We start from the raw sequence: 23,010 nt of genomic DNA, 5'->3' as shown, positions 1-23,010 counted from the left end.
GGGGCACCGGACACGGTTCGGCCCGAAACGGGCGGGCGAGACCCTGCTCACCCGCGCTCGGACTGGTCACGCTCGCGCCCCGGCGGCCCATGTGGTCGAAAACACTTCCAGCCCGTTACCGGGACATGGTGGCGCTACGACCAGCCATGAGGGGAGACTGAACCAGATCGTCCCGGCGCGAGCCACGCGCCGCCGACGCCCAAGGAGGCACCCGTGCCGCATGTCCTGGTCCTCAACGCGTCGTACGAGCCACTCGGCGTCGTACCGCTCCGCCGCGCGCTCGTCCTCGTCCTGGAGAACAAGGCCGTGTGCCTCGAGGAGTCCGGCGCCTATCTGCACAGCGCGACCGTCACCGTGCCCGCACCCAGCGTGGTCCGGCTCAAGCGCTTCGTACGCGTGCCCTACCGGGGCCCCGTCCCGCTCACCCGCCGCGCCCTGTTCGCCCGCGACGGAGGCCGCTGCATGTACTGCGGCGCCGTCGCCACCAGCGTCGACCACGTCATCCCGCGCAGCCGCGGGGGCCTGCACGCGTGGGACAACGTGGTGGCGTCCTGCCGCCGCTGCAACCACGTCAAGGCCGACCGCCACCTGGTCGAACTGGGCTGGCGCCTGCGCCACAAACCGGCCCCGCCGACGGGACTGGCCTGGCGCATCATCGGCACGGGGCACCGGGACCCGCGCTGGTTGCCGTACTTGCAGCCGTACGGCGCGGAGGACGCCATGGCCCGGATCGACGGCATTTCCGCCTGACGGTCCGGGCCTCCGCTTGCGCGCTGCCCTGCTCCGGATCAGCGCACCCAGTTCTTCAGCGGCTCGGTGTCCAGGCTGATCCCGACCGGCTCGGGCAGGACGACCTCCTTGCCGAAGGGCAGCGTCTGCACGGTCTCGTACCGTCCCCCGTCCGGGCGGCTGTGCACCTTGACCTCGCAGGTGTCCCGGTCGACGAGCAGATACACCGGGATGCCGGTCTCAGCGTAGGCCCGTGGCTTGTCGACGCGGTCGCGCCGGTCGGTGTCCGAGTCGTACGAGGTGACCTCGACGACCATGAGGACGGGGGCGGGGTCGGCCCATTCGCCCGCCCCGGCGAAGGCGTGACTGGGGACGAGCGAACCGTCGGGACGGGCGCGGCCCTCGCGGTGCCGCCCGACGCCCAGTCCCTGCCGGGAGTCGAGCCACAGCTCGGGGCGCTGCGACAGGCAGCTCCGCGTGAGCCACTGGATGACGCATCCCCGGGATCCGTCGGGCCAGACTTTCCGGCCGAGGCGTCCACCGATGAACTCCAGCCGGGCCTCCTCCCTCACGTGACCACCACCACTGCGGGAGTCGGCAGGTCCCACTCGGCGTACACGGTCTTGCCGATGCTCCGCGGCTCCCAGCCCCACCGCGTGGCCAGCGCCCCCACCAGTAAGAGTCCGCGCCCGAACTGCTCATCGGCATCCGAGACGGGACGCGGGCGCGGCAGCCGTTCACCGCGCGGGTCACTCACCTCGATACGGAGGGTCCGGTGACCGAGGGTGACGTGTACGCGGATGAGCCGTCCCCGGAGGCTGCCGTGCAGCAGGGCGTTGGTCATCAGCTCCGACACGACGAGAGCGGCGTCGCCCGCAAGTCCCGGCTGCCCCCACTCCGCGAGGAGCCGTGCGGCTCTGCGCCGGGCGAGGGGGACGCTGCGCTGGATGGGGGTGTAGTCGAGCAGGTCTTCGTGGAGGGGCGGTGTGGGCGGTGACAAGGGCACGGGTTCTGTCATGGGGCGGTGCCTCCAGGTGGGGGGAGCGAAGGGCGGGCCGCAGAGTAGGCGACCGAGTACTCAAAGTAGTGCGCTGCGGCTTCTGGGGGCAATCGCTTCAGGGAATTAATTCCCCAGAGTTCGACGTGATGGGGGAACGGCGCCACACTGTGGCGGGTGACGCGATCAACTCAGGCCGCAGGAAACCGGATCTCGACGGTTCTGGGCCGCAAGCTGGGTGCCGAACTGCTGCGTCTGCGCGACGGGTCGGGCCGTACGCAACAGCAGGCGGCTGGTGCCATCTCCGCGACCGCGACGAAGGTCGTGAAGATGGAGCGTGGCTGGGTGCCTATGCGGGACCCGGACATCCGCGCGCTCTGTGAGTTCTACGGGGTACGTGAAGGCCGGACCGTCAACCGGCTGCTCGGCCTTGCCCGGCTGGACCGGGAACGCCGTAAGGCGAAGGGCTGGTGGAAGCAGTCGCCGCAGGCCGAGGCGGTGGCGGAGTACATCTCCATGGAAGACGTGGCCGGTGGGGTCCGCACTTGGCAGCAGGCGTTCGTGCCTGGGCTGCTCCAAACGCCTGAGTACACACGGGCCTTGGTGGTCAGCGAAGGGGTCTGGACGGACCCGGACGAGATCGAGGGCGTCGTCGACGTCCGGATGAAGCGGCAGGAACGTCTTGAGGGCAGCCATCCCCTTCAGTTCTACGCGGTCGTCTGGGAGGCCGCCCTACGGCAGCAGGTCGGCGGCCCCGACGTGATGCGCGCGCAGCTTCACCGCATCCTGGAACTCGCTCAACTCCCCAACGTGCGGCTCCAGGTGCTGCCGTTTCGGGCAGGCGGACACGCTTGTATGGCCGGTGCCTTCAGCATCGTCTCGTTCGTCGAGCCGGAGGCGGTCGACGTGGTCCACGTCGACACCATCGCGGCTACCGTGTGGGTCGAGGACGAGGCCGAAAGCGCTACGTACAGTTCGTTCTTCGACCGCACCGCACGACTGAGCCTGGCGCCCAAGGACTCGCTCAGACTGATCGAAAACATCAGCGAGGACATGCATTGATGAACGGCTTCGACTTCGTGAAGTCCAGCTACAGCAGCGGAAGCGGCGAATGCGTCGAGGTTGCCCTCAACGTGCCCGGGGCCGTGGCCGTCCGTGACTCCAAGGACGCTGCCGACGGACCGATACTCCGCCTCGCGCCGCAGGCGTGGGCGAGGTTCGCGGGGGAGTTGGGCCGGCAGGCCGCTCAGGGGCGGCGCCAGGTGAGGGTGTAGCGCCAGAAGAGGCGCCGGCGCAGTCGGGCGCCGGGCAGGAGGGATTGGGCCTGCGCGGCGATGTCGGGGAAGGTCAGGTCGGCTGGGCGGGTCCGGGCGGTCATCGAGGGGGGCGGGGCGGCGGCCCGGCCCCTGTTCTTGAGCCATCCGATGGCGGCATTGGGGAGGACGGCGGCAGCGCCGAGCGAGTGGTCCGTGGCGGTCCTCGGTCGGAAGAGGCCGACGACGACCAGGGTGCCGCCGGGGGCCAGGTGCCTGCGGAAGGTGTCGAGGGCGTCGGCGAACGGCAGGTGGTGGAGGGTGGCGACGCAGGTGATGACGTCGTGGGGTCCGGCGGGGAGTCCGGTCGGGGCGTCCGCGACGGTGAAGGACGCCGCCGTCGCCTCCGGGGTCAGCCTGCGGGCCCGCGAGACGATCACGGGGTCGGAGTCGACGCCGTGGACCTCGTCGGCGCGGGTGGCGAGCAGACGGGCCAGGTCGCCGGTGCCGCAACCGACGTCCAGCGCGCTGCCGAACCGGCGGGGGAGCTGCCGCAGGATCCAGCGGTGGTAGTGGGCGTTGTGGTCCCAGGGGTGAGCGGCGTTGAACCGGTCGAGCGCCTGGAGGATCCGGTGCGGCAGTGACGTCATGCGCTTCCTTGTGAGGTCCGTCCTGTGTCCTGGCCCCGGCGCCCTCGTCCTGAAGAACGTGAGCACCCGATGGCGGTCGCCCGCCGAACGCTCACGCCGGGAACCTCATACGTACCGCAGCTCCCCCGGCCGCACCGAGCGGTTCAGCAGCGGTAGGGCCGTTGCCGAGGCGAGCAGGCAGGACGTGTACACCGCCGGGGCCACCAGGAGGGCCGTCCACGGGAGGGAGCCGTCGCTGGTGAGGGTCGCGTACCAGGTGCCGATCGCCATGCCTCCGGCGCCGGCCAGCAGCAGGGCGGGGGCCAGGGGGAGGGCGGTTTCCAGGAGGAGGGCGCGGCCCAGGACCGGGTGGGGGACGCCGGCGGCGACCTGGGCGGCCAGGGCGCGGCGGCGGGTGGTCAGGGACTCGGCGGTGCCCACGGCGAGGCCGGACAGGGTGATCGCCAGGGCGACGAGTACGGCCGCGCCGGTCAGGTTCAGGCCCGTCGTGTAGTACGCCAGGTCGGCGGGGCGGTGGTCCGGATCCGTGGCGTGCAGGTCGGCGAGCAGGGCGTGCCGGACGCACAGGAACGCCGTGCCGGCGACCGTCACCAGCAGGACCGCGGCATGGGTGCGGGCGGGGGCCCACGGGTCGTCGCGCAGTCGCTCCGCCGCGATCAGGGTCGCCGCCGTACGGGCCCGCTCGGCGAGCAGGCGGCCGGTGAGCCGGGCCGTGGCCCCGGACAGCCACACCACACCCGCGCCCAGCGCGACGACGAGGCAGAAGACGGTCAACGGGGTGCGCCAGTCGAAGCGGTTGCCCGCGACATGGCCCCTGTTCATCGCGAGCGGCGCCACTGCGACCAGTGCCGCCAGTCCGCTCAGGAACAACAGGCCCGGTCCGCGCCCGGTCCGCAGCACGGCCCGGCGGACCCGACCCAGCGGGGAGGCCACCACCCGGCGCAGCGCCACCGCGCCGGCCACCGCGCCCAGCGCCGGTACGCCGACGGCGACCAGAGCGAAGCCCACCCAGGTCGCGGCCGTGGGTCCGCTCCACAGGCGCAGGACGGACAGGACGGAGAAGACCGTGGCCACCGCCGAGCCCAGCAGGCAGGCGAGCCCGGTCTCCAGCGCGGCGATCCGGCGCACCTGCCACGGCGTCGCCCCGGCCAGCCGCAGCCCGGCCAGCCGTCGGTCGCGGTGCACCGCGCCGATCCGGGTGCACTGGCCCAGGAAGGCCAGCACCGGGACCAGCAGCAGGAGCAGACCGCTGATGACCCCGCCACGGGTGCCGGAGCCGGACAGCAGGCCGTGGAAGTGGGAGACGGTGTAGCCGGAGGGGACCGACGCGAGCGTGACCGCCGCCAGCGCGAAGCCCGTCGCCGCCGCCGCGCCGGCCGCCGTCAGCGCGATCCGCCACCACTCCCGGCGGTCCGAGCCGTGCACGAGCTGCCGGGCCAGCCGGACGTCCGTGGTCAGCGTGGTCACGCCGTCACCTCCAGCGGCGACACGGCACCGTCCCGCAGCCGGACCTCGCGGTCCGCGTACGCGGCCACCTGGGCGTCGTGCGTGACCAGCAGCACCGCCGTGCCCGAATCCCGGGCCGTGTGCGCCAGCGCCGTCATCACCTGCTCGGTCGCCAGCGAGTCCAGCGCGCCGGTCGGCTCGTCCGCGAACACCGCCTTCGGCCCGGTGACCAGCGCGCGGGCCAGCGCCGCCCGCTGGGCCTGCCCGCCGCTCATCTCACCCGGCCGCAACTCCTCCTGCCCGCGCACCCCGAACCGCTCCAGCCACTCCCCGGCCCGCGCCCGGGCCTCGGCGCGGGGGGTGCCGGCCAGCAGCAGCGGCAGGGCCACGTTGTCCACCGCCGTCAGCTCCGGGATCAGCTGCCCGAACTGGAAGACCACGCCGAAGTCGGTGCGGCGCAGCTCGCTCAGCCGCTTCTCCGGCAGTTCCTCCAGCCGCAGGCCGCCGTACGTCACCGAACCGGCGTCCGGGCGCACGATCCCGGCCAGACAGTGCAGCAGCGTCGACTTCCCGCTGCCGCTGGCCCCGGTGACGGCCAGGATCTCCCCGGCCCGCAGGTCGAGACAGGCGCCGCGCAGGGCCTCGGTCCTGCCGTGCGCCTTCACCAGGTCGCGGGCCGTGAGCAGCGGCGGCGCCGCGGTGCCGTGCGTGGCCGTGTCCCCGTGTGTCATGCGGTACGGACCTCCGTGGTCAGGGTGGTGAGCCGGGCCGCCGTGGTCGTCATCCAACGGAGGTCGGCGTCGAGGTGGTTGAGGGCGTAGTCGGCCGAGAGCACGGTGGTGAGATCCGCGCCCGGGGCCGTCTTGACCGCCGTGAGCTCCCGCATCCGGCCCATGTGCGCGGCACGCTGGGCCAGCAGATAGGCGCCCGCGTCGCCGCCGGTGAGGATCGAGACGACGACCTTGGCGAAGATCTCGTTCGTCACGAAGGGTGCGGGCGCCGCGATCTCGCCCGCCCAGCGCTCCAGTTCGCGCGCCCCCTCGTCCGTGGCGCGGTACGCGGTCCGCTCCGGGCCGCCGTCCGAGGCGGTGCCGTCGACCTCGGCGAGTCCGTCCCGTACCAGGCGCTGCAGCGTCGTGTAGACCTGCCCGTACGCCAGCGGGCGGGCCTGGGGGAAGCGTTCGTCGTGCCGCCGCTTGAGGTCGTAGCCGTGGCTCGGCCCCGAAGCGAGCAGCCCCAGGAGGATGTGACGGGTGCTCATGAGGTTCAGTATTCACTGAGTACATGTACTGAGTGAATAGCTGAAGAGGATCTAGCGGGGAGCGGCGTGCGTACGTGACCGGTTTGGGCGATCCGCGCTCGGGTTAGGTGATTTTTTGGCGGGTTCTGCGTTGATTCGGGAGGGGGTGGATGTGACCAGGGCCACGTTGGCGGTATTGGGGCGTCTGTCCTCGCGCGGACTGGGTAGGGGCTGCCGTAACTCGCCACAAGCGTGCTCGACACAACGCCCGACCCGGGGCCCGATGACGGGCCCGTTCCACCGTCCGACCCAGAGCCTGATCCAAAGGAGACCCCCGTGGCTGCACTGGCGCCCCTTCTGCTGCCGGCCCCCTCCAAACCCGTGGCGGAGCCGTCCACCCCCTGGGCGGAGCCCTCCGCCGCCTCCGAGACCCCGCACTACTGCGTCTTCGGCGCCACCGGCAGCTGCGCCGAGACCCCGCTGACCAGCGAACCGCCGCTGCCCGACGCGGAACCCCTCACCAGCGAGTCGCCGTTCGCCGACGCCGTACCGCTGACCAGCGAGTCCTCGCCCGAACTCACGGCCGACGTGCCGGAGCAGGGCGGCCCCTCCTTCGCCGTCCCCGTCCCGGAACCCACGAGGTCGTAGAGGAAGCAGATGCCCGCAGCGCAGCCGGCCGAGCCCTCCGCCGAGGATCTTCCCGAGGAACTGACCAGGCTCGCCGCCCTGCACGGCGTCGCCACCTCCTACCGTCCCTCCCCGGACCGCACCGTCCAGGCCTCGGCCACCGCCGTCACCCTCGCGCTGGCCGCCCTCGGCGTGGACGCGGACACCCCCGGGGCCGTACGGGCCGCGCTCACCGCCCGAGAGACCGAGCTGCGCGAACGGCTGCTGCCGCCCACCGTCGTCCGCTGGGAGGGCGGCGGCACCCCGGACGCGCTGACCGCCCTGCCCGCCGGCACCCGGCTGCGCGTCGACACCGAGCAGGGGGAGCAGCACGACGGCGTCGAGCGGCTGCCGTCCGGCGTCCACCGGCTGACCGCCACCGCGCCCGACGGGCGCACCGCCGAGGCGCACCTGATCGTCGCGCCCGCCCGGCTGCCCACCCCCGCCGTGCGCTCCTACGGCCTCCTCGTCCAGCTCTACTCCCTCCTGTCCCGGCGCTCCTGGGGCATGGGCGACCTCGGCGACCTCGGCGAACTCGCCGCCTGGGCCGGACGCGCCCTCGGCGCCGGATTCGTGCAGGTCAACCCGCTGCACGCGGCCGTACCCGGCGCCCCCACCGACCCCTCCCCGTACCGGCCCTCCTCGCGCCGCTTCCCCGACCCCGTGCACCTGCGGATCGAGGACGTGCCCGAGTTCGCGTACGTCCCCGACCCCGAGCGGGCCCGGGCCCTGCGGGAACGGGCCGGGCGGCTGCGCGAGGGCGTGCTGGAGAAGGACGCACTCATCGACCGGGACGCCGTGTGGGAGCTGAAGCGCGAGGCTCTCGAACTGCTCCACGAGGTCCCCCTCGGTCCCGGCCGTCGCGCCGCCTACTGCGACTACCTCGCCGCCCGGGGCACCGCCCTCGAGGACCACGCCACCTGGTGCGCCCTCGCCGAGGTCCACGGCTCCGACTGGCACCGGTGGCCCGAGGGCCTGCGCGACCCCCGCTCCGCCGCGACCGACCGCGCCCGCCGCGAGCTGATGGACCGCGTCGACTTCCACTCCCGCCTCACCTGGCTCACCGACACCCAGCTCACCGCCGCCCAGCGCACCGCCCGCGAGGCCGGCATGCCGGTCGGGATCGTCCACGACCTCGCCGTCGGCGTGCACCCGCGCGGCGCCGACTCCTGGGCCCAGCAGCGGTACTTCGCCGCCGGCATGTCGGTCGGAGCGCCGCCGGACGCCTTCAACTCCCGCGGCCAGGACTGGGGGCTGCCGCCCTGGCGCCCCGACCGCCTCGCCGAGTGCGGATACGCGCCCTTCCGGGAGCTGCTGCGCGGCCTGTTCCGGTACGCCGGGGCGCTGCGCGTCGACCACGTCATGGGCCTGTTCCGGCTCTGGTGGGTCCCCGAGGGCCGCCCGCCCACCGAGGGCACCTACGTCCACTACGACGCCGAGGCCATGCTCGCCGTCCTGGTCCTGGAGGCCGACCGGGCCGGTGCCGTCGTCATCGGCGAGGATCTGGGCACCGTGGAGCCCGGGGTGCGCGAGGCGCTGCGCGAGCGCGGGGTGCTGGGCACCTCGGTGCTCTGGTTCGAACGGGACTGGACCGGCGACGGCCGCCCCCTGCCGCCCGAGCGGTGGCGCGCCGACTGCCTGGCCACCGCCACCACCCACGACCTGCCGTCCACCGCCGCCCGTCTCACCGGCGCACACGTCGAACTCCGCGACCGCCTCGGCCTGCTCACCCGCCCGCTGGAGGAGGAACGCGCCGAGGCCGCCGCGGACACCGCCGAGTGGCTGGAGGTCCTGGCCGGGCTCGGGCTGCTGCGCGGCACCGGCGGCGACACCGGGACGCCCTCCGAGGAGGCGGAGATCCAGGCCGTGCACCGGTTCCTGCTGCGCACCCCCGCCCGCATGGCCGGCATCTGGCTCCCGGACGCCGTCGGCGACCGCCGCCCGCAGAACCTCCCGGGCACCTGGGACCAGTACCCGAACTGGCGGCTGCCCGTCGCCGACGCCGAGGGCCGCCCGGTGGCCCTGGAGGACCTGGCCGCCTCGCCCCGGCTGCACGCCCTGATCGACGTCGTACGCGCTGCCGCGGACGATGCCCCGGGCGATGCCCTACGAGGGCGCGGCGACGTCCGGGACGACTGAGCGGGGACGCCCGGGGCCTCGTACGGGCACCCCGGGCGCGCGGGCGCCGCGAGCGTTCGCTAACTTTGCACCGTGGACAAGAAGAACGCCCTGCGCGCCGGCGCCCTGGCAGCCGGTACGACGCTGATGATGCTGCTCATGTCGTCCCCCGCGCTCGCGCTGACGCGCGACGACGGCGACGACCCCGGCACCGGCCTGAGCGTCGTCGAGACGCTGGGCCTCTACGTCCTGGCCCCGCTCGCGCTGTTCGCGGTCATCGCGGGCCTGGTCATGGTCCTGGACCGGTCCCACCCGGACCACCTGGTGAAGACGCCCGGCACGAAGACCAAGGCCAAGGTCAAGGCCGGCGCCAAGGCCTGACCTCCCCACCACCCCGCTCGACCGAGGGCGCCGCCCCGCCGCACGTACGCGCGTCAGCCGTACGCCGGCCGGGGCGGCGCCCTTCGGCGTTCGCGCGGCCGTGAGGCGTTCGAGCAGCGGTCAGGGGTTCACGCGGCGGTCAGGGGCTCGCGCGGCGGTCAGGGATCACGCGACGGTCAGGGGCTCGCGCGACGGTCAGGGATCACGCGGCCGTCAGGGGCTCGCGTGACCGCCAGAGATCCACGTGGCCCGCAGAGGCTCGCGTGACCGTCAGGGATGGACGCGGCGTCAGGCGTTCGCGCGCGGCCGTCAAGGGCTCGGTGCCGTCAGGTAGCGCTGGAGGGTGGGCGCCAGCCAGGCCACGACCTCCTCGCGGTGGAGCGCCACGGCCGGCGGGATGCGCAGCACGTATCGGGTGAGGGCCATGCCGAGCACCTGCGTCGCGACGAGCGCGGCCCGCGCGGGGGCCTGCTCGGGGTCCGGGCACACACGCCGGGCGACCGGCAGGAACTGGTCGCGGAAGATGCCCTGCATGCGCTCGGCGCCGGCCTGGTTGGTGACCCCGACCCGCAGCAGCGCGGTGAGCACCTCGTCCTCCTCCCACCTGGCGAGGAAGTGGGTCACCAGGGCCCGCCCGACCTCCTCGCGCGGCAGCCCGGCCAGATCGGGCAGCGCGAGGTCGACCGTCATGGCCGCCGCGAACAGGCCCTCCTTGTTGCCGTAGTAGCGCATCACCATCGACGGGTCGATGCTCGCGTCCCGGGCGATCGCGCGGATGGTGGCCCGCTCGTAGCCGTCGGCGGCGAAGCGCTCGCGCGCCGCGTCGAGGATCGCGGCGCGGGTGCTCTCGGAGCGTCGTGAAGACATGCCCACAAGCGTAGGCCAACGCGCGTAGGCCAACAAGTGTTGACTTCACGGGGCGGGCCGCCCTACGGTGACAACAAGCGTTGGCAAACACTTGTAGGCGAACGGTTGTTGGCCAACAGACGTTGGCGAACGAGCGTTGAGCGTTGGCATCGCAAGGAGGCCAAAATGAATGGCACCCAGCACGCGAACCCCCGCCCCGGCTCCGGCTCCGGCTCCGATTCCGGCCCCGGCTCAGTGATCGTCGTCGGCTCGGGCCCCACCGGCCTGCTCCTGGCCGGGGACCTCGCCACCGCCGGCATCCCCGTCACCCTCGTGGAGAAGCGCCCGCGCCGGATCAGCAACCTCTCCCGCGCCTTCGTCCTGCACGCCCGCACCCTCGAACAGTTCGACGCCCGCGCCCTCGCCGACGACGTGGAGGCCGTCGGCCGGCCCCTGGACCGTCTGCGCCTCTTCGGCCGCCTCTCCGTCGACCTCGCCGACCTGCCCTCCCGCTTCCGCCACCTCCTGGTCCTCCCGCAGTACGAGGTCGAGAAGGTGCTGGAACGGCGTGCGGTGGCGGCCGGCGTGGAGTTCCGCCACGAGACCGAGACGACCGGCGTGCGCCAGGACCCGGCGCAGGACACCGTGACCGTCGAGGTCCGCGGCCCCGGCGGGAAGACGGAGACGCTGCGGGCGGCCTATGTCGTGGGCGCCGACGGCATGCACAGCACCGTGCGCGAGGCGGTCGGCCTGCCGTTCCCGGGGCGGTCGGCCATCCGTTCCGTCGTCCTCGCCGACGTACGCCTCGCCGAACAACCGGAGACGCTGCTGAGCGTCAACGCCGTCGGGGACGCCTTCGCGTTCCTCGCGCCGTTCGGCGACGGATACCACCGCGTGATCGGCTGGCACCGCGGACGGAACGTCCCCGACAGCGAGCCGCTCCACCTCGACGAGGTCAAGGAGATCACCCGCCGCGCCCTGGGCCGGGACTTCGGGATGCACGACCCCCGCTGGCTGTCCCGCTTCCACAGCGACGAACGGCAGGTCCCCGCCTACCGCGTGGGCCGTGTCTTCCTCGCCGGTGACGCCGCGCACGTGCACACCCCGGCCGGCGGTCAGGGCATGAACACCGGCCTCCAGGACGCGGCCAACCTGAGCTGGAAGCTCGCGGCCGTCCTGCACGGGCACGCCGGGTCCGGGCTGCTCGACACCTACCAGTCCGAACGCCACCCCGTGGGCAGGTCGGTCCTGCGCAGCAGCGGCGGCATCGTCCGCCTCGCCATGGCCAAGCGCCCCTGGACGCTGGCGCTGCGGGCGGCCCTCACCACCGTCCTCGACCACGTGGGCCCGCTCCGCCGCAGGGCGACCGGCCACATCACCGGCGTCGGGTTCCGCTACCCCGCCCCCCGCGGCTCCCACCGACTGACCGGCACCCGCGTACCCGACGTGGCCCTCGCGGGCGGCGGACGACTGTACGAGGCGCTGCGCGGCGGGCGCTTCGTGCTGATCACCCCACACGCCCCGACGCCGGACGCGGCTCCGACCCCGACCCCGACCCCGGACGCGGGCGCGGCCCCGGCCCCGGGCACGGAGACGTACGGTGCCGCGGCCGGTCGCGAGGACCGGCTGGCGGTGGCGCACTGGGCGAGCGGGCGTCGAACGACCCTCCTGGTGCGGCCCGACGGGTACGTCGCCTGGGCGGCGGAGGACGCCGAGGCCGCCCGGACCGCGGCGGCGCTCGCCGCGCACGTGGGCTGAGAAGGACGGGCCGGCCGCCGCAGGCCCCACGGCGGGCGTCGCGGCGCCGTCGGCCTACGCGAGCACCGTGTCGCCGCAGTCCATCGCGGCGTCCCCCATTCCGCCGCCCAGCACGGCCAAGTAGCGGGCCGGCCTGCCCGCGGCGGTCAGCCCGTGCCGACCCGCGGACGGAACCCCTCCATGGACATCACCCGGTCCGGGCCCGCCACGACGACGTCCTTCTCCTGGCCGAAGTCGGTGTCCTTGTAGTACATGTCGCCGCCGGTGGCGCCCAATTACCTGATGTGCAGGCCCTGGGCGGGGTTCCAGACGATGTACTGGAGTCCGCCGTGCCCGAAGGCGGTCGTCGTCCCGACCGCGCTGAACGGTGTCTTTCGCATCGCCCGGTTGACCTTCTCGATCCGCGCCGCTGCCGATGCTCAGTCGGCCGCTGCGACCGCGAGCACGATCCCAAGAGCGAGCGTGTGCCGTTCACAGCACATTCTTTACTGCTCACAGCCCATTTTCTTCTTGCCGACCGGCAGATACGCCGTCGCGAAGCGTTCCAGCTCGTCCCGCAGGTCACCCGCCTCCCCCACCGGCATGTTCATGTCGATATCGAGCAGATGATTCTTCTTTCCGTTCCCGCACGGGGTCACGGCAAGGAACTTCCCGTCGGCGACGACCGCGTTGGCCACACCCTTGATCTTCTGCGGATTCCGGTCGAAGAACGACTTCCGCGCATGCTCAAGCACGTCGAACGAGTTCTGACCGCTGAACTCCTGGACGTAGAGAGCGTTCTTCCCATCCACCGTCACCATGCAGCGCAGCGCTCCTTCGCTTCCCGGGAACTCGTCGTCCCCCACATACCGGGGCTCGGCCTTCAGCTCCTCGCCGGCCGGCAGCAAGGGCTTCAGGAGTGCGGGCTCGACCGAGACCCCGCAGAGCCGGTCGGGAACCGCGTAGCTCTTGGCGTCGCCGCAGGCGGACACACCCATGGCCAGAGCCAACATCGACACCACGGACGGGACGATCCTGCGCACTGTCGGTCGGCTCATCAGTGTTGGCCTGCGATCCTGTTGGCGGTGGTGTTTCCGTTGAAGGCGGAGTTTCCGATGGAGTCCTGACGCAGATACTCATTACCCTTCTCGGAGAGGCGGTGGTCGGGGTGCATCGCACTCCACTCCTCGCCGAGGGAACGCAGGTATGTCTGCCGTGACTGGAAATTCTGGGTGGTGTCGATGGCGGCCTTGTCGTCGATCCGCTGCTGCTCCTCCAGCTGCCAGGCGTAGGCCGCCGAGTCCACGCCCCGCTGGATCGCGTCGCCCACCACCGGAACGAAGTTCGCCACGCCGCCATACGCGTGGTAACCCCACTTCGCAGGCCAGGACGGGTCGTCCTTGTCGGTGTCGATCGCGTGGTAGCGGGCCGACTCCATGAAACCGACCGTCTGTCCCGCCCGCTTGAGTTCCTCCTCGGGATCGCCCTCGTGCTCTGCGTGGAGGTCGGCGACGATCGCGTGGTTCACGCCCTCCATCAGGATGCCGTAGGCGTCCTGGTCCCGGGAGACCTGCGTCGAGACCTCCAGCAGTTCCTCGTAGTCCAGCGGGCTGTCCGCGGTGTCCAGGGAACTCGCCGACCGGTGGACCTCGTCGCCCCAGTTGCCCAGCAGCAGCGCCATGTCGTCCCGCAGCTCGGGCGGGAAGTCGTCCCCCTTGGCGGACAGCCGCCCCAGTGTGTTCTCCAGCACCTGCCGCTGCGCGTCGGTGTGCTCGTAGGAATTGACGGCGTGCGGCTGGTCCGGGTCCAGGCCGGTGCCGGCCGCCAGCAGTGCCTTGCCCAGCGCGTCGCGGGACTGCGTCGTACCGTCGCCCTTGCCGAACGGGTCGTCCTCGTCGTAGAACTCGCGGTCCTCGACGAGGTAGTCGGCCCACCCGTCGTCGTTGAAGAGCTTCGTGGCGAAGTCGGGGTTGTGGGACACCGCCTTGAGGTAACCGCCCATGGGATCCGTGCCCGGCTCGCCGAAGTCGCCGTCGGCGCCCTTCCCCGTGTAGTCGAGCTGGGACGCGATGCCCGGGTTGCCCCAGACCGCCGCCGGTTCGAAGGGCTTCTTCTTCTCCTCGAAGGTCCGTAGCGCGTCACCGTAGTCGTTGAGGAAGCCGCTGTCGAACTTCCCCTTCACCATGAGGTTGCTCATGATCTGGAAGCCGTAGGGCTTGACCATGATGCCCTCGTGGCCGAACTGCTTGCCGCCTGCGGCGATGACGTCCCGCTTCCACGCCTCCATCTCGGGGGAGTGACTGTGTGATGCGTTCGCCAGGGACATGCTGAGGTTCTGCTGCACTTGCCCCAGCAGTTCGGCCCGCTCGCCCTCAGGCGTGTTGCCCTGGCCCGGGTCGGCCAGATCACGCCAGAACTGAAGCGTCCCGTCCGCACCGAGGCCGGTGGCGAAGGTCTCGGTGAAACCGGGATTGTCCCGCTGCTTCTCCAACATCTCGTTGAAGCGGTCCAGCTTCTCCTGGTCCCAGTCCTCCACGTGCCCCTTGGCGATCTCCTTCTTCCAGTACTCGGCATCCGCCCTGCCCTGCGCGAGATCCGCCTCCTCGACCGAGTCGGCGCCCTTCTCCGTGAAGTCGTACTTGTTCTTCACCATGGCGCGCAGGGCTCTGGCGACGATCCGGTCGGTCTCACTCGCCTCTGCCAGGATCTTGTTGATCCGGCGCTGGGCGACTTCGAGCTCCCCGTCGGTCGGCTTGTGGATGTCGTCGCTGTTTCCGGCGGCCGCCCCGGAGGGGACCGACGCGATGACGCTGCCGTTCCCGTTGACGTAGATGTTCCGTTTCGCCAGATCATCGATCGCGGTGCGCAGAGCCGCCTTGTGCTTGACGAAATCGGAGTGAGCGCCGTGCAGCAGGCCGTGTACGCTCTTCGCCTCCGCGGCGGCGTCCGAGAACTGCTTCGCCGTCTTGGTGACGAAGCCCCTCGAGACCGTGGCGTTGACGCCCTGCCACGTCGCCGCGTTCGCCGCGCTCCTCAGGCCCTCGCCACTCACCTGACCGTCACCCCCGGTCGCGAGTTTCTCCAGACGGCCGGTCATGGTCTTCCAGTCGTCCACCGCGGTCTTCAGAGAGTTCAGCCTCAGGTCAGTGAGTTCCTGGACGGTGAGTGTGTCCGCCACGTGTTGTCAGCCCCCGTTGTCGTCGTGCGTGGTGCTGCCTCGCCAGATGATCAGTGGAAGTAGTCGTTGATGCGCGACGGTGTCATCAGGTCACCTGCCGCGTTGTGCATGCCTGTCTCCACGTAGGCCTCGTCCTCCGCATGCCGTGCGCGGGTGAAGTCCAGGTGGTTGGAGATGTGCGCACACGCCTCCTTCAGCGTGCCGAGCTGGGTGTTCCACCCGTCGTGGACCTCCAGCAGCGCGGCCCCCATGTCGAGCCCATCGTTGAAGAGGGCGTTCGACGCGGTGAACGTGCTCGGTCGCGCCATGTCTCCGTCCGTCGACACCTGCGAGAGCAGGTCGTAGGCCATGTTGCCCAGTTTCCCCAACTCGTCGTCGTGCACCACCAGATCGCCCGGCGAGGTGTCGCCGCCCACGTTGCCCGGAAGCTGGTTCAACTGCATGTGCGTCGGCTGCTGCTGGGCCGTCGCCGCCTTGATCTGTTCCCACTCTTCCCACGCCACCCGGCAACGCCTCCCCGTACGCGTCGACGATCGGTCATACACGTCGTTGACCGGCCCGATCATCTCGAACATTCCTACCATGCGCGGCCGACGTCACCCGGGGCCGCCGATCGGTCTCTTGACGGCTCGTGGCGGGCGGGCCTACGTTCTCTAGCCAACAGGAAACTTTCCTAACAACCAGTTTCGGCAGGTCCTGGCGGGTGTCTGCCGTGGTCCGTACGGTGGACTTGTCCCACCGCCCCTGAAAAGCTGAGCGGTCGAGAGGCAGGTGTGGACACGCATGGCAGGAACCGCCGGTACGCCGGGCACCCCGCGCGTCCTGCGCGCCATGAACGACCGGGCCGCACTCGACCTCCTGCTGGAGCACGGGCCGCTGTCCCGGACCCGGATCGGCAAGCTGACCGGGCTGTCGAAGCCGACGGCCTCGCAGTTGCTGGCCCGGCTGGAGGCGGCGGGGCTGGTCCTGGCCGGGGGCACGACCGAGGGACGCCCGGGCCCCGGCGCCCAGCTCTACGAGGTGAACCCCGCCGCCGCCTACGCCGCCGGACTCGACGTCACCCCGGGCCGCATCCTGGCCGCCGTCTCCGACGTCACCGGGCGCACGGTCGGGCGGTTCGAGCTGCCCACCCCGGGCCGGCGCCCCGCCGTCCCCGTCGTCCAGCAGGTCACCGACGCCCTCGACGGCGCGGTGAAGGCGGCGGGGCTGGACCGGAGCGACGTGCACCGGCTCGTCATCGGCACCCCGGGCGCCTTCGACCCGGGCACCGGGCGGCTGCGCTACGCCTCCCACCTGCCCGGCTGGCACTCCCCCACCCTCCTGGACGAACTCGCCGCCGCGCTGCCGATGCCGGTGGAGTACGAGAACGACGTGAACCTCGCCGCCGTGGCCGAGCAGCGCCTCGGTGCGGCCCGGGGGCACGAGGACTTCGTCCTGCTGTGGAACCAGGAGGGCCTGGGCGCCGCCCTGGTCCTCGGCGGCCGGCTGCACCGCGGCTGGACCGGCGGCGCCGGCGAGGTCGGGTTCCTGCCGGTGCCGGGCGCCCCGCTGGTCCGCAAGGTCAGCCGTACCGGCAGCGGCGGCTTCCAGGAGCTGGCCGGTTCCCAGGCACTGGCGGGACTGGCCCGGGAGTCGGGCGTGACGGACGTGCCCTCGGGGCCGTACACCGAGGTCGCCGCCGCCCTGGTCGCCCGCGCCGCGCAGGCCGGCCCCGACGACGGCCCGCACCGCCGGTTGCTCCAGACCTACGCCACCCGCCTGGCCACCGGCCTCGCCTCCCTCGTCTCGGTCCTCGACCCCGAGCTGGTCGTCCTCAGCGGCATCTCCCTCACCGCGGGCGGCGAGGCGCTGCGCGACCTGGTCCGGGACGAGCTGGAGGAACTGGCCGCCTCCCGGCCCCGGCTCGCCGTCGGTGACGTGACCGACGACCCCGTCCTGCGCGGCGCACTGGAGAGCGCGCTCGCGACCACCCGCGACGAGGTCTTCGACACCTCGCGCTGACCCCGCGCCATCCCACTGACTCCATCCCGCCTCACCCCACTGGCTCCACCCAGCGCCACCCCACTGGCCCCGCCCCGCCCCACCCACCTGTCCCCACCCTGCCCCTGGGAGCTTCGCTATGCCCGGAATATCCCGAAAAGCGGCCCTCGCGGTCGCCGCCTCCGCCTCCCTCGCCCTGCTCGCCACCGCCTGCACCGGCCAGTCCGAGTCCGGTGCCTCCGACGACCCGAACGCCGAGACCACCATCACCTTCTGGCACGGCTGGAGCGCCCCCGCCGAGGTGAAGGCCGTCCAGGCGAACGTGGACCGCTTCGAGAAGGCGCACCCCAACATCAAGGTCAAGGTCGTCGGCAACATCAACGACGACAAGCTCAACCAGGCCCTGCGCGCGGGCGGTTCGAACGGCCCCGACGTGGTGTCCTCCTTCACCACCTCGAACATCGGAAAGTTCTGCTCCTCGGGCGCCTTCCTCGACCTGAAGCCGTTCGTCGAGAAGTCGAAGCTCGACCTGGACGCGCTCATCCCGAAGCCGATGCTGGACTACACGCAGTTCGACGGGACGCGCTGCGCCCTTCCCCTGCTCGGCGACGCCTACGGCCTCTACTACAACAAGGACGCCTTCGAGGCGGCCGGGATCAAGGCCCCGCCCAAGACCTGGTCGGAGTTCGCCCAGGTGGCGAAGAAGCTGACGAAGACCAAGGGCGACGGGTACGAGCAGCTCGGCTTCATGCCGAACTACCACGGCTACGAGACCGTCGTCGACCACTACATGTCCCAGTGGGACCACGCCTACTTCGACCAGGACGGCAGGTCCAGCGTCGCCGAGGACCCGGCGTTCGCGGAGATGTTCACGTACCAGAAGAAGCTCGTCGACGACCTCGGCGGCTTCGAGAAGCTGGAGAAGTACCGCAACACCTTCGGCGACGAGTGGGGCGCCAAACACCCCTTCCACACCGGCCAGGTGGCCATGCAGCTGGACGGCGAGTGGCGGCTCGGCATGGCGAAGGACGCGGGCGTCGACTTCGAGATCGGCACCGCGCCGATGCCCGTCGCCGACGACGAGGTGGACGAGTACGGCAAGGGCTTCCTCTCCGGCACCGTCATGGGCATCGCCCCGCAGAGCAAGAAGCAGAACGCGGCGTGGGAGCTGGTGAAGTACATGACGACCGACACCGAGGCCGTCGTCGCCTTCGCCAACGCCATCCGCAACGTGCCCTCCACCTTCCCGGCCCTCAAGTCGCCCGACCTGAAGACCGACCCGGCGTTCAAGACCTTCCTGGACATCGCCCAGCACCCCGAGTCGAACTCCCCGCCGGCCTCCGTCAACGGCGCCACCTACCAGCTCACCCTCCAGGACTTCGGCTACCAGTACGAGTCGGGCAAGGTGAAGGACCTCGAGGCCGGTCTGGAGAAGACCGCCGCGCAGATCGACCGCGACATCGAGCAGACGAAGTAGCGGTCCATGGCCACCAACACGCTCCGCGCGAAGCGCCGTTCCTCGGCGCTTCGGACGGCGGCCTTCATGTCGCCGTGGCTCGTCGGGTTCGGCGTCTTCTTCGCCTACCCGCTGGTGTCCACCGTGTACTTCTCGCTGATGAAGTACGACGGCTTCGGCGTCCCGGAGTTCCGGGGCCTGGAGAACTGGGCGTACGTCTTCCGGGACTACCCGCTGTTCTGGCCCGCCCTGCGCAACACCCTCTGGCTGGTCCTGGTGATGGTGACCTGCCGGGTGGTGTTCGGGCTCGGGGTCGGGCTGCTGATCACGAAGATCAGGACGGGCGCCGGGGTCTTCCGGACCCTCTTCTACCTGCCCTACCTCGCCCCGCCCGTCGCCGCGACGCTCGCCTTCGTCTTCCTCCTCAACCCCGGTACGGGACCGGTCAACTCGGTCCTGGAGGGCCTCGGCGTACCGGCGCCCGGCTGGTTCACGGACTCCGCCTGGTCCAAGCCCGCGCTGACCGCACTCGCGGTGTGGGGCGTGGGCGACCTGATGGTGATCTTCATGGCGGCGCTGCTCGACGTACCGAAGGAGCAGTACGAGGCGGCCGAGCTGGACGGGGCCTCGGCCTGGCAGCGGTTCCGGTTCGTGACGCTGCCGAACATCTCGCCGATCGTGCTGTTCGCCGTGGTCACGGGTGTGATCCAGACGATGCAGTACTACACGCAGCCGCTGGTCGCCGGGAAGGTCGCCTCCGGGATCATCGGCGGCTCCGGCCAGTCCTTCGAGCCCGGTTATCCCGACAAGTCGACCCTCACCCTCCCCCAGCTCGTCTACAACCTCGGCTTCCAGCGCTTCGACTACGGCTCCGCCTGCGTGGTCGCGCTCGTGCTGTTCGCGCTGGCGATGGCGTTCACGGCGCTGCTGATGCGCCGCCGGGGCGGTCTGATCCAGGCAGGTGACCGATGACCACCCAGGTACCGACGGCCCAGGTGCCGGCCCGGCCCGCCGCGGCCGCCGGCCCGCCGCCCACCGAGGAGCGCACCGCCCGCCGGCGCGTGCTGCTGCACTGGATCGCCGTCCACTCGCTCGGCGTGGCCGCCGCGCTCTTCTTCACGCTGCCGTTCGTCTTCGTGGTGCTCACCTCGCTGATGAGCGACCAGCAGGCCCTCACCCGCGACCTGTGGCCGCACACCTGGGAGTGGGGCAACTACCGCGCGGTCCTGGACACGCCCGGCTTCCTCACCTGGTGGAAGAACACGCTGCTGTACGCGGGCCTGGGCACCGTGCTGACCGTGGTGTCGTCGATCCCGGTGGCGTACGCGCTGGCCAAGTTCCGCTTCCGGGGGCGGCACCTGTCCCTGATGCTGGTGATCTCGATGATGATGCTGCCCCCGCAGGTGATCGTCATCCCGATGTACCTGTTCTGGGCCAAGCAGCTGGACCTGTCCGGCACGCTGTGGCCGCTGATCATCCCGATGGCCTTCGGTGACGCCTTCTCCATCTTCCTGCTGCGGCAGTTCCTGCTGACCATCCCGGACGAGTACCTGGACGCGGCGAAGGTCGACGGCTGCGGGGAGCTGCGCGCCCTGCTGAAGGTCGTCCTGCCGATGGCGAAGCCGGGCATCGCCGCGGTGGCCCTCTTCCAGTTCTTCTACGCCTGGAACGACTACTTCGGCCCCCAGATCTACGCCTCCGAGAACCCCGGCGCCTGGACCCTCTCCTACGGCCTGGAGTCCTTCAAGGGCGCCCACCACACCGACTGGAACCTCACCATGGCCGCGACCGTGCTGGTCATGGCCCCCGTGATCCTCGTGTTCTTCTTCGCGCAGAAGGCGTTCGTCGAGGGCGTCACACTGACCGGAGTAAAGGGTTGATGACTTCATGAAACTCACCGTGGTCGGCGGCGGTTCGACCTACACGCCCGAACTGATCGACGGCTTCGCCCGGTTGCGGGACACGCTGCCCGTCGAGGAGCTGGTACTCGTCGACCCGGCGGCGGACCGGCTGGAGCTGGTGGGCGGACTCGCCCGCCGCATCTTCGCCAAGCAGGGCCACGCAGGACGCGTGGTCACCACCTCCGACCTGGACGCGGCCGTGGACGGCGCCGACGCCGTACTGCTCCAGCTGCGGGTCGGCGGTCAGGCCGCCAGGCAGCAGGACGAGACCTGGCCGCTGGAGTGCGGCTGCGTCGGGCAGGAGACGACCGGCGCGGGCGGGCTCGCCAAGGCGCTGCGCACGGTGCCGGTGGTGCTGGACATCGCGGAGCGGGTGCGCCGGGCCAACCCGGACGCCTGGATCATCGACTTCACCAACCCGGTCGGCATCGTCACCCGGGCCCTGCTCCAGGCCGGGCACCGGGCGGTCGGGCTGTGCAACGTGGCGATCGGGCTGCAGCGCAAGTTCGCCGGCCTGCTCGGGGTGACGCCCGCCGACGTCCACCTGGACCACGTCGGTCTCAACCACCTCACCTGGGAGACCGCCGTACGGCTAGGCGGCCCCGAGGGCGAGGACGTGCTGCCCCGGCTGCTGGCCGAGCACGGGGACACGGTCGCCGCCGACCTGCGCCTGCCCCGGCCGCTCCTGGACCGCCTGGGTGTCGTGCCGTCGTACTACCTGCGCTACTACTACGCCCACGACGAGGTCGTCGACGAGCTGCGCACCAAGCCGTCCCGGGCCGCCGAGGTCGCGGAGATGGAGCGGCAGTTGCTGGAGATGTACGGCGACCCGGCCCTGGACGAGAAGCCCGAGCTGCTCGCCAAGCGCGGCGGCGCCTACTACTCCGAGGCCGCCGTCGACCTCGCCGCCGCCCTGCTCGGCGGCGCGGGCTCCCCGTACCAGGTGGTGAACACCTACAACCGCGGCACGCTGCCCTTCCTGCCCGACGACGCGGTGATCGAGGTGCCGGCGGCGGTGGGCGGCAAGGGTGCCTCCCCGCTGCCGGTGACGGACGTGGACCCGCTGTACGCGGGGCTGATGGCGAATGTGACCGCGTACGAGGACCTGGCCCTGGACGCGGCCCTGCGCGGCGGGCGGGACCGGGTCTTCCGGGCGCTGCTCGCGCACCCGCTCGTCGGCCAGTACGCGTACGCCGAGCAGCTCACCGACCGGCTGATCGCGCACAACCGGGAGCACCTGGCGTGGGCCTGACCGCGAGCGTTCTCGCCGTCGACGCGGGCAACAGCAAGACCGACGTGGCCGTGGTGGCGGGCGACGGGAAGGTCCTCGCCACGGCACGCGGCGGGGCCTTCCGTCCGCCCGCCGTGGGGGTTGAACGGGCCGTGGACGCCCTGGCGGAGGCGGTGACGCGGGCCTTCGACGCGGCCGGGGTGACCTCCGTCGAACACGTGTCGGCGTGCCTGGCCAACGCCGACCTGCCGGTGGAGGAGGAGCAACTGGCCGCCGCGCTGCACGCGCGCGCGTGGGGTGCGGGTGTAGAGGTCCGCAACGACACGTTCGCGATCCTGCGGGCGGGTGTCGCCGAGCCGCTGGGCGTCGCCGTGGTGTGCGGGGCGGGCGTCAACTGCGTCGGCATGCGCCCCGACGGCCGCACCGCCCGCTTCCCCGCGATCGGCCGCATCTCCGGCGACTGGGGCGGTGGCTGGGGCCTGGCGGAGGAGGCGCTGTGGCATGCCGCGCGCGCGGAGGACGGCCGGGGGGAGCCGACCGAGCTGGCCCGGACCCTGCCCGCGCACTTCGGCCTCGACTCCATGTACGCCCTCATCGAGGCCCTGCACCTGCGGCGGATCGAGCCGGTACGGCGGCACGAGCTGACCCCCGTGCTGTTCGCCACCGCGGCCGACGGCGACCCGCTCGCCCGGTCGGTCGTGGACCGGCAGGCCGACGAGGTGGTGGCCATGGCCACGGTCGCGCTGACCCGGCTCGACCTGCTGGCCGAACCGGCGCCGGTGCTGCTGGGCGGCAGTGTGCTGGCGGCCCGGCACCCCCGGCTGGACGGCCGGATACGGGAGCTGCTGGCGGCCCGCGCCCCCAAGGCGGTGCCGCGCGTGGTGACGGCGCCGCCGGTGCTGGGGGCGGTGCTGCTGGGCCTCGACCACGTGGGCGCGACGCCCGGGGCCGGTGAGCGGGTCCGGGAGCACTTCGGCGCCTGAGCCGCCCGCTTCACCCGCCGTGTCGGCGGACGGGAACCGGTACGGGAACCAGTACGGGAACCGAACCGGTTCCCGTGGCGTATTCATGGGCAGGGGTGGTGCGTTGCACGTTGCGCCGGGATCGCATCAAGATCGGGTGAAGGCCGGTGCGAATGTCGGTACGGGCAGCGATACTTGCGGCGACGGATGACCATGGGGGAGGTCAGCAGTGACTCAAC

24 protein-coding genes are annotated in these 23,010 nt (G+C 71.8%); 13 read left to right on the top strand and 11 right to left on the bottom strand.

Going from position 1 to position 23,010, the window contains the following annotated elements:
• Positions 1 to 213: 213 nt before the first annotated feature.
• The gene (locus D1J63_RS24285) at positions 214 to 750 is read left to right on the top strand and encodes an HNH endonuclease (protein WP_061444733.1); all 537 of its coding nucleotides are present in this window, start codon (positions 214 to 216) and stop codon (positions 748 to 750) included.
• Positions 751 to 788: 38 nt separating this feature from the next.
• On the opposite strand, the gene D1J63_RS24280 is transcribed toward D1J63_RS24285, so the two are convergent.
• Together D1J63_RS24280 and D1J63_RS24275 are read right to left on the bottom strand one after the other, a co-directional pair.
• Positions 789 to 1,301, bottom strand: coding sequence for a Uma2 family endonuclease (locus D1J63_RS24280; RefSeq protein ID WP_241235602.1), 513 nt, complete (start codon positions 1,299 to 1,301; stop codon positions 789 to 791).
• Positions 1,298 to 1,747 carry an ATP-binding protein gene (locus D1J63_RS24275; RefSeq protein WP_125631632.1) on the bottom strand — a complete coding sequence of 150 codons (450 nt, stop codon included), beginning with the start codon at positions 1,745 to 1,747 and terminating at the stop codon, positions 1,298 to 1,300. The genes D1J63_RS24280 and D1J63_RS24275 overlap by 4 nt, the downstream gene beginning before the upstream one ends.
• A gap of 156 nt (positions 1,748 to 1,903) precedes the next feature.
• On the opposite strand from D1J63_RS24275, the gene D1J63_RS24270 reads away from it, so the two are divergent.
• Both D1J63_RS24270 and D1J63_RS24265 read left to right on the top strand, forming a co-directional pair.
• A complete protein-coding gene (locus D1J63_RS24270) occupies positions 1,904 to 2,788 on the top strand; it encodes a helix-turn-helix transcriptional regulator (RefSeq protein ID WP_241235601.1) in 885 nt (294 codons plus the stop codon).
• Positions 2,788 to 3,000, top strand: coding sequence for a DUF397 domain-containing protein (locus tag D1J63_RS24265; protein ID WP_102931275.1), 213 nt, complete (start codon positions 2,788 to 2,790; stop codon positions 2,998 to 3,000). Before D1J63_RS24270 ends, D1J63_RS24265 begins: the two co-directional genes overlap by 1 nt.
• On the opposite strand, the gene D1J63_RS24260 is transcribed toward D1J63_RS24265, so the two are convergent.
• The 4 genes from D1J63_RS24260 to D1J63_RS24245 all read right to left on the bottom strand — a co-directional run bounded on the left by D1J63_RS24260 (position 2,973) and on the right by D1J63_RS24245 (position 6,336).
• Complete coding sequence (locus tag D1J63_RS24260) at positions 2,973 to 3,629, bottom strand: class I SAM-dependent methyltransferase (protein WP_125631630.1); 657 nt, start codon at positions 3,627 to 3,629, stop codon at positions 2,973 to 2,975. The two genes, D1J63_RS24265 and D1J63_RS24260, sit on opposite strands and share 28 nt — an antisense overlap.
• Positions 3,630 to 3,734: 105 nt before the next feature.
• Positions 3,735 to 5,096, bottom strand: a complete 1,362-nt coding sequence (locus D1J63_RS24255) for an FtsX-like permease family protein (protein ID WP_125631628.1) — start codon at positions 5,094 to 5,096, stop codon at positions 3,735 to 3,737.
• Positions 5,093 to 5,806: an ABC transporter ATP-binding protein gene (locus D1J63_RS24250; protein WP_125631626.1), complete on the bottom strand. Its 714-nt coding sequence runs from the start codon at positions 5,804 to 5,806 to the stop codon at positions 5,093 to 5,095. Before D1J63_RS24250 ends, D1J63_RS24255 begins: the two co-directional genes overlap by 4 nt.
• A complete protein-coding gene (locus D1J63_RS24245) occupies positions 5,803 to 6,336 on the bottom strand; it encodes a PadR family transcriptional regulator (protein ID WP_125631624.1) in 534 nt (177 codons plus the stop codon). The genes D1J63_RS24250 and D1J63_RS24245 overlap by 4 nt, the downstream gene beginning before the upstream one ends.
• A gap of 315 nt (positions 6,337 to 6,651) precedes the next feature.
• Between D1J63_RS24245 and D1J63_RS24240 the strand changes: the two genes are divergently transcribed.
• The 3 genes from D1J63_RS24240 to D1J63_RS24230 all read left to right on the top strand — a co-directional run bounded on the left by D1J63_RS24240 (position 6,652) and on the right by D1J63_RS24230 (position 9,480).
• On the top strand, positions 6,652 to 6,963 hold the full coding sequence (locus D1J63_RS24240) for a hypothetical protein (RefSeq protein ID WP_061444727.1): 312 nt from the start codon (positions 6,652 to 6,654) through the stop codon (positions 6,961 to 6,963).
• A gap of 9 nt (positions 6,964 to 6,972) precedes the next feature.
• The gene (gene malQ / locus D1J63_RS24235; RefSeq protein WP_125631622.1) at positions 6,973 to 9,120 is read left to right on the top strand and encodes a 4-alpha-glucanotransferase; all 2,148 of its coding nucleotides are present in this window, start codon (positions 6,973 to 6,975) and stop codon (positions 9,118 to 9,120) included.
• A 72-nt stretch (positions 9,121 to 9,192) separates the two neighbouring features.
• On the top strand, positions 9,193 to 9,480 hold the full coding sequence (locus D1J63_RS24230; RefSeq protein WP_125631620.1) for a hypothetical protein: 288 nt from the start codon (positions 9,193 to 9,195) through the stop codon (positions 9,478 to 9,480).
• A 309-nt stretch (positions 9,481 to 9,789) separates the two neighbouring features.
• Here D1J63_RS24230 and D1J63_RS24225 read toward each other — a convergent pair whose 3' ends face one another.
• A complete protein-coding gene (locus tag D1J63_RS24225; RefSeq protein ID WP_125631618.1) occupies positions 9,790 to 10,347 on the bottom strand; it encodes a TetR family transcriptional regulator in 558 nt (185 codons plus the stop codon).
• A gap of 165 nt (positions 10,348 to 10,512) precedes the next feature.
• Between D1J63_RS24225 and D1J63_RS24220 the strand changes: the two genes are divergently transcribed.
• Positions 10,513 to 12,084, top strand: coding sequence for an FAD-dependent monooxygenase (locus tag D1J63_RS24220; protein WP_125631616.1), 1,572 nt, complete (start codon positions 10,513 to 10,515; stop codon positions 12,082 to 12,084).
• 146 nt (positions 12,085 to 12,230) lie between these two features.
• Here the strand turns inward: D1J63_RS24220 and D1J63_RS37585 are convergent, their stop codons facing one another.
• The 4 genes from D1J63_RS37585 to D1J63_RS24200 form a co-directional block, all read right to left on the bottom strand.
• Positions 12,231 to 12,359, bottom strand: coding sequence for a hypothetical protein (locus D1J63_RS37585; protein WP_277601471.1), 129 nt, complete (start codon positions 12,357 to 12,359; stop codon positions 12,231 to 12,233).
• A 210-nt stretch (positions 12,360 to 12,569) separates the two neighbouring features.
• Entirely contained in the window at positions 12,570 to 13,106 is a 537-nt protein-coding gene (locus D1J63_RS24210) for a hypothetical protein (protein WP_176155276.1), read from the bottom strand.
• Between the two features lie 14 nt (positions 13,107 to 13,120).
• A complete protein-coding gene (locus D1J63_RS24205) occupies positions 13,121 to 15,241 on the bottom strand; it encodes a hypothetical protein (RefSeq protein ID WP_125631612.1) in 2,121 nt (706 codons plus the stop codon).
• Positions 15,242 to 15,291: 50 nt separating this feature from the next.
• Complete coding sequence (locus D1J63_RS24200) at positions 15,292 to 15,744, bottom strand: hypothetical protein (RefSeq protein ID WP_125631610.1); 453 nt, start codon at positions 15,742 to 15,744, stop codon at positions 15,292 to 15,294.
• 280 nt (positions 15,745 to 16,024) lie between these two features.
• Here D1J63_RS24200 and D1J63_RS24195 point away from each other — a divergent pair, with 280 nt between their 5' ends.
• The 6 genes from D1J63_RS24195 to D1J63_RS24170 all read left to right on the top strand — a co-directional run bounded on the left by D1J63_RS24195 (position 16,025) and on the right by D1J63_RS24170 (position 22,792).
• Complete coding sequence (locus D1J63_RS24195; RefSeq protein WP_125631608.1) at positions 16,025 to 17,242, top strand: ROK family transcriptional regulator; 1,218 nt, start codon at positions 16,025 to 16,027, stop codon at positions 17,240 to 17,242.
• A 118-nt stretch (positions 17,243 to 17,360) separates the two neighbouring features.
• On the top strand, positions 17,361 to 18,698 hold the full coding sequence (locus D1J63_RS24190; protein WP_125631606.1) for an ABC transporter substrate-binding protein: 1,338 nt from the start codon (positions 17,361 to 17,363) through the stop codon (positions 18,696 to 18,698).
• A 6-nt stretch (positions 18,699 to 18,704) separates the two neighbouring features.
• Complete coding sequence (locus D1J63_RS24185) at positions 18,705 to 19,649, top strand: sugar ABC transporter permease (RefSeq protein ID WP_125631604.1); 945 nt, start codon at positions 18,705 to 18,707, stop codon at positions 19,647 to 19,649.
• Positions 19,646 to 20,557 carry a carbohydrate ABC transporter permease gene (locus tag D1J63_RS24180; protein ID WP_240798624.1) on the top strand — a complete coding sequence of 304 codons (912 nt, stop codon included), beginning with the start codon at positions 19,646 to 19,648 and terminating at the stop codon, positions 20,555 to 20,557. The genes D1J63_RS24185 and D1J63_RS24180 overlap by 4 nt, the downstream gene beginning before the upstream one ends.
• Before the next feature lie 7 nt (positions 20,558 to 20,564).
• Positions 20,565 to 21,830 carry a 6-phospho-beta-glucosidase gene (locus D1J63_RS24175; RefSeq protein WP_125631602.1) on the top strand — a complete coding sequence of 422 codons (1,266 nt, stop codon included), beginning with the start codon at positions 20,565 to 20,567 and terminating at the stop codon, positions 21,828 to 21,830.
• Positions 21,821 to 22,792 carry a BadF/BadG/BcrA/BcrD ATPase family protein gene (locus D1J63_RS24170; protein ID WP_164712949.1) on the top strand — a complete coding sequence of 324 codons (972 nt, stop codon included), beginning with the start codon at positions 21,821 to 21,823 and terminating at the stop codon, positions 22,790 to 22,792. The genes D1J63_RS24175 and D1J63_RS24170 overlap by 10 nt, the downstream gene beginning before the upstream one ends.
• The last annotated feature ends 218 nt before the right edge of the window (positions 22,793 to 23,010 follow it).

Source organism: Streptomyces sp. KPB2 (assembly GCF_003950055.1).
In the GTDB taxonomy this organism is placed as follows: domain Bacteria; phylum Actinomycetota; class Actinomycetes; order Streptomycetales; family Streptomycetaceae; genus Streptomyces; species Streptomyces salinarius.
The sequence above is the reverse complement of the archived record's forward strand: the minus strand, read 5'-3'. Positions and strand labels throughout refer to the sequence as shown.

Excerpts from the sequence above, each read along its gene's own strand:
- D1J63_RS24265 (WP_102931275.1), top strand. The coding sequence starts at position 2,788 with ATGAACGGCTTCGACTTCGTGAAGTCCAGCTACAGCAGCGGAAGCGGC.
- D1J63_RS24245 (WP_125631624.1), bottom strand. The coding sequence starts at position 6,336 with ATGAGCACCCGTCACATCCTCCTGGGGCTGCTCGCTTCGGGGCCGAGC.
- D1J63_RS24225 (WP_125631618.1), bottom strand. The coding sequence starts at position 10,347 with ATGTCTTCACGACGCTCCGAGAGCACCCGCGCCGCGATCCTCGACGCG.
- D1J63_RS24190 (WP_125631606.1), top strand. The coding sequence starts at position 17,361 with ATGCCCGGAATATCCCGAAAAGCGGCCCTCGCGGTCGCCGCCTCCGCC.
- D1J63_RS24250 (WP_125631626.1), bottom strand. The coding sequence starts at position 5,806 with ATGACACACGGGGACACGGCCACGCACGGCACCGCGGCGCCGCCGCTG.
- malQ (WP_125631622.1), top strand. The coding sequence starts at position 6,973 with ATGCCCGCAGCGCAGCCGGCCGAGCCCTCCGCCGAGGATCTTCCCGAG.
- D1J63_RS24220 (WP_125631616.1), top strand. The coding sequence starts at position 10,513 with ATGAATGGCACCCAGCACGCGAACCCCCGCCCCGGCTCCGGCTCCGGC.
- D1J63_RS24275 (WP_125631632.1), bottom strand. The coding sequence starts at position 1,747 with ATGACAGAACCCGTGCCCTTGTCACCGCCCACACCGCCCCTCCACGAA.
- D1J63_RS24260 (WP_125631630.1), bottom strand. The coding sequence starts at position 3,629 with ATGACGTCACTGCCGCACCGGATCCTCCAGGCGCTCGACCGGTTCAAC.
- D1J63_RS24180 (WP_240798624.1), top strand. The coding sequence starts at position 19,646 with ATGACCACCCAGGTACCGACGGCCCAGGTGCCGGCCCGGCCCGCCGCG.
- D1J63_RS24175 (WP_125631602.1), top strand. The coding sequence starts at position 20,565 with ATGAAACTCACCGTGGTCGGCGGCGGTTCGACCTACACGCCCGAACTG.
- D1J63_RS24185 (WP_125631604.1), top strand. The coding sequence starts at position 18,705 with ATGGCCACCAACACGCTCCGCGCGAAGCGCCGTTCCTCGGCGCTTCGG.
- D1J63_RS24195 (WP_125631608.1), top strand. The coding sequence starts at position 16,025 with ATGGCAGGAACCGCCGGTACGCCGGGCACCCCGCGCGTCCTGCGCGCC.